General features: G+C 66.5%; 2 protein-coding genes and 1 pseudogene. All 3 read right to left on the minus strand.

Going from position 1 to position 4,531, the window contains the following annotated elements:
• Positions 1–105: 105 nt before the first annotated feature.
• Positions 106–375: a CopG family ribbon-helix-helix protein gene (locus RLDS_RS32085; protein ID WP_020819389.1), complete on the minus strand. Its 270-nt coding sequence runs from the start codon at positions 373–375 to the stop codon at positions 106–108.
• Between the two features lie 364 nt (positions 376–739).
• Entirely contained in the window at positions 740–4,189 is a 3,450-nt protein-coding gene (locus RLDS_RS32090; protein WP_020819391.1) for an ATP-binding protein, read from the minus strand.
• A 3-nt stretch (positions 4,190–4,192) separates the two neighbouring features.
• Positions 4,193–4,531: pseudogene (locus RLDS_RS0127640) on the minus strand (metallophosphoesterase family protein); the annotation flags it as partial.

A 4,531-nucleotide genomic window follows, 5' to 3' on the forward strand; every position in this document is an offset into this window, starting at 1 on the left:
GGGCGAGTTGCTGGACCACGCGCGCCGCCGCTTCGGGGGCGACCGGACCCAGATGCTCGTGCAGTCGCACAAGGTCCGACGACGCCTTGCTGGTCCACTGGATCTTCATTTGACCGGCGAGGGTAGCGGCTTGTCCGTCCCAAGGCTGTCGGCCCATGCCGTGATCGCCTGGTGGTCGATCACCCGTCCGGCATCGACATCCTCCAGGGCTTCGAGCGTCATCCGGTGACGCTCCTCCTCCTGATCGACCCAGGCGGCGAGCGCTTGCTTCACCACCCAGCCGCGCGAGCGTTCGAGTCGCGAGGCCATTGCTTCAACCTTTTCCGCGAGCCCCAGAGGGACATGCGCGGTCAATACCTTCGTCTCGGTCGCCATGTTTATCACCTGTTATCAGTCCGATTAAAATATAATCATACTGACGAGAAAACGCAAGTTGGGGAGCCGTGGAGTCGAGAACCGGGCGAAGGCGCTGGAGGCCGCGCTCCGCTATTTGCCGTCCTTCAAGGCGTCCTTGACCCGCTGCCGCATTTCCGCAGCCTCCGCCACGTCATGCGGCCTTAGATCGAAGCCGTCGGGCAATTGCCAGCGGCACCGATATTCGCTGGCGCGCATCGAATGGGACGAGGACAGGTGCCGCTGCAGGTTGCGTACACAAAGCGCCGAAAGAGTGTCGGAGCAGCGCGTTCCGGATTCGAACAGCCAGTCCAGGGCGGCTTGATCTGAAGGTCGCTCGGCTGTCTCAGGCCAGGGAGCATTCCGAGTGAAGGTCTTCGCCGACGACAGATCGGGCGATCGCCGCCAGATGGGGGTGATGGGTGAAGAACAGCACCTGCGTCGATCGCGCGAGTTCCGCCAGCACCCTGAAACCGGCCTCGGAACGCTCATCGTCGAAATTGACGAACAAGTCGTCCGCGAGGAAGGGCAGGCGAACACCGGCCGCGATGGATTGCTCGACAGCTGCGAGGCGAAGCGCGAGAAAGAGCTGGTCCGTGGTTCCCTCGCTCATCGCCCCGACGTCCACCACGGTCCTGCCATCGTCGCGCAACCCCAGGAGCCGTGAATTGGGTCCGTCGCTGTCGATCCGCAGCGCCGCATACCGCCCGATCGTCAGCCGGCGGAAGATCTCGCTTGCGCGCAGCAGCATGGGATCCTGATGGCGCTCGCGATATTGTTCAATCGCCCAGCGTAGCGTGACGGCCTCGGTTCGCTTCAGGATAAAATCTTCGGCAAGAACAGCGAGCTCGGCCCGGGCCTGCTCGGCATCCGAGGCCGCGTCGGCGGACGAGCCGCTTTGCGCCTCCAGACCGGCAAAGACTCTCCTGGCATCGCCGTGGGCGCTTGCGGCAGTGGCAACCTCATCGTTGAGCTGGGTCAGCTGCCCCGAGAGCGACTGGATTCGGACAGCCAGACCGTCAGCATCGACGTCTTCCAGGGACGCGACAAGCTCATCCAGTCCCTTGCCGTCGCCCGCCGCGACGATCGCGGCTTCCGCTTCGCTGACCGCGTGGCGCAGGGCGCGCGCTGCTCGCGAACGCTCGATGGCCGCACCCAGGCCCTGCAGGTCGGTAGCGCCCGTCTCCTCCAGAAGCGCGGTCAGCGAAGCCCAGGCCGCAGCATGCCGTGCGTCTTCGGCCGCCATCTCAGCGCTTCGGCCGGCAATGCTTTCCTCGAGTGCCTCCAGGACGCTTGCGGTCGAGCGCGCCGCCGAGAGCCGGGCCCGCATCCCTTCGAGTAGCGTCACTCCGCCGCCCGAGGCGGCAATCCCCAGCCTTTCGGTTAGGGCCGCAACGCTTTCGTCATGTTCACGCGCGTCTCTCGCTATGCCGTCGATGCGTGTCTGCAGGTCTCGCTGCGCGGCAATCGCGGCTCTGAGCTCGTCCAGGACGTCGAGAGTTGCCGGAGCGCTGGCTATGTCGAGATCGATGTCCGCTTCGACCAGCAGCGCGCGCCAGGCCTCCATCCGCGTCGCCATACTCTCATCGACACGCGTGCGGCGGCGCTGCAGACCTTCCGCATCCTGCCCGATTTGTACGAGTGCGGCCTCGTCGAGTCTGTGCTGCTCGGCGGCCGCCTCGCCGGCTTGCCGAATCCGTGTGGCGAAGGCGAGCAGCGGCAGGAGGTCTTCTCCCTTGGGCACCGACTCGTCTGCGAGGGCGGCGACCAGGCTGGCACGCAATTCATTGCGCCGCGCAACGATCGCCCTGGCATCGTCGTGGGCATCGATTGCCTCCTGATGTGCTGCTTCAGCCGTTTCCCGCTCGGACACCCAACCGAGGAACCGATTGGGCTCCAACGCCGGAAAGCCCGCCTCCGCCAACTTTCGTGCCCAGCCCGTCAGCGCGCTTTCGCGACGATCGCTTGCCGCCTGCGCGCGCGTGTCCGCCTGGTCAGCGGCCAGAAGGAGCCTGGTCCGGCGTTGACCCATGACCGTCAGACGGCTCGACTCGTCGGCGGCGGCGTAGCGGGCATCTCCGCGTTCATCTGCTCGAGCGACTGCCGTCTCATAAGCATCGACAGCTTCATCAGGGGAGGGGAGGGCCATGCCTTGCCGCATGTGCGCGCGCAGCGGTCGCCAGAACGCGTCGCGCTCGCTTCGAACCGCGGTGATCTCCTCGTCAGCCACCGCAGCGCCCGACGAGAGCTGCTCCATTTCGAGCGAGAGCGCCTCGGCCTCTTCGCGGGCGCGCGAAGCGGCGTCTGTTGCCCGCTGCAGATCGGTCTCGGCCTCGGCAAGGACGGATCGCACGTCTTCGATTTCGTGCCGTGCCAGTCTGGGAAGCGCGGCCAGGGCCGATGCGTCCCCGCTCCAGGGCGTGAGCCGAGCGAGCGCCACGTCCAGGCTGGCCGCGGCCCGGTCGGCTTTGCGCTGCGCCAGTTCGCAGCGCGCGTCCGCATCGGCCCCGAGGGTCCTGGCAAGGTCGATCGCCGTTACGATCGCGGTCAGATTTCCTGTTTGGGGGCGATCCGCAATCTTCCGCTCGATCGCGACACGCCTTTCAGCCAGGTCCTGCTCACTCTCGTCGATCTGCCGGAGCGCCGCGAGATCCTCGGCATGACCGAGCGCGATTTCGCGCAGTCTGGAACTTACGATCCGGGTGGGGGGATCGGAGGCGAGCGCGCCGGCTTCGGCGCGGAGCCGGGCGACAAGACCTCCCGATGCGGATCGCTCCTCGCTCAGACGCGCTAAGTCCTGTTGACCCTTTGTCACCGCGCCCGACGAAGCGATCAGCGCGTCGATTTCGGCGTCGTGGGCGAGGACCGACGGATCAGGAGAAAGCGCCTCGATCTGTGCCCGGGCTTCGTTCACCAGATTCTGCGCGGCGGCCCTTGCACGCGAAGCGGCCTCCATCTCGGCCATTGCCGCTTCGGCGGCGTGCTCGCGCTGCGGCCCGATATCAATCGTATCCATGTGGGCGGCAAGCGCCGCGAGATGGTCGCTGCGAAGACGGACGGCAGGCGCAATCCGGCGGATGCGCTCGAGGCGGCTGACCTCGGCAAGAACTTCGTCGCGCCGCCGCTGAACCTCTTCGAGCATCTGCTGGGCGTCCGCGACCGCGCCTTTGGCATCGAGCCAAGCCTTCGGCTTGAGGGCCTGGTCCCGGACTGCTCGGGTCTGCGCTTCGAAATCGCGTTGGGCCTGCGTGAAGCTCCGCCTCGCCGCGGCGCGTTGTCCCCAGATCGCATCGGCTTCGCTCTCGAGGCGAGCCAATTCGTCCGCAACACCCGTGAGCCCGGAGCCTGCGGCAAAGAGGGCTCGGCCCAGGTCGTTGCGGGCCTCGACCATGGCCCGCCCGCCCGCTCGCAGGCCATCCTGGTCGAGGCTGAAGGAGAGTGCGAATGTCTCGCGCGTCTGCCCCCGCAGCATGGCGAGCAGCATAGCTTCGTCGAGGAGACGATCCTCGGCATCGATCAGTGTCCCGGCCGTCCCCTTCTTGCGGCGACAAGCGAAGCTGTGCCCCTCGTCCTCGAGCACGGCCCCAACGCGCAGCAGGGCGTAGTCGTAGACGAAGTTGTAGGGAGACCGTGCCGGGAAACCGAACAACAGATCGGAGACCGCCGCAAGCGAGGTCGATTTTCCCGCTTCGTTGGCGCCGTACACCACGTGAAGATCGGGCTCGCCTTGGCGAAAGGAAAGCTCGCAATCCTCGAAACGACCATAACGCTCGAGTGACAGGGTGGCGAACCGCATCGCTCAGTCCCCCTTCGTCAAACGCGAGCGGAGCGCCTGGGCGGCGGTTCCGATGACCGCGTCCCACTTGCCGTCGCCGGCATAGCGGCGAAGGTCCGCTTCGTCGGCATCGGGGAGCAGGCTCTGCGCCGCGAGCAGGAAGGGCGCAAGGTCCGCGGCCAGCAGTTCGTGCAGTTGAGGATCGGTGGCGGCCCGATCGATCAAGGCAGCGAGATCGTCGCCGACAATCACCTCACCGGCGGCGGCGGGCTTCGTCACGAGCAGCTTCACTTTCTCGATGAAGAGATTGGGCGAGATCGAAGCGGCCACGGCGCGCGCGACGTCGCGCAGGTCCGCGGCGCT

It is taken from the genome of Sphingobium lactosutens DS20, assembly GCF_000445105.1.
Lineage (GTDB): Bacteria > Pseudomonadota > Alphaproteobacteria > Sphingomonadales > Sphingomonadaceae > Sphingobium > Sphingobium lactosutens.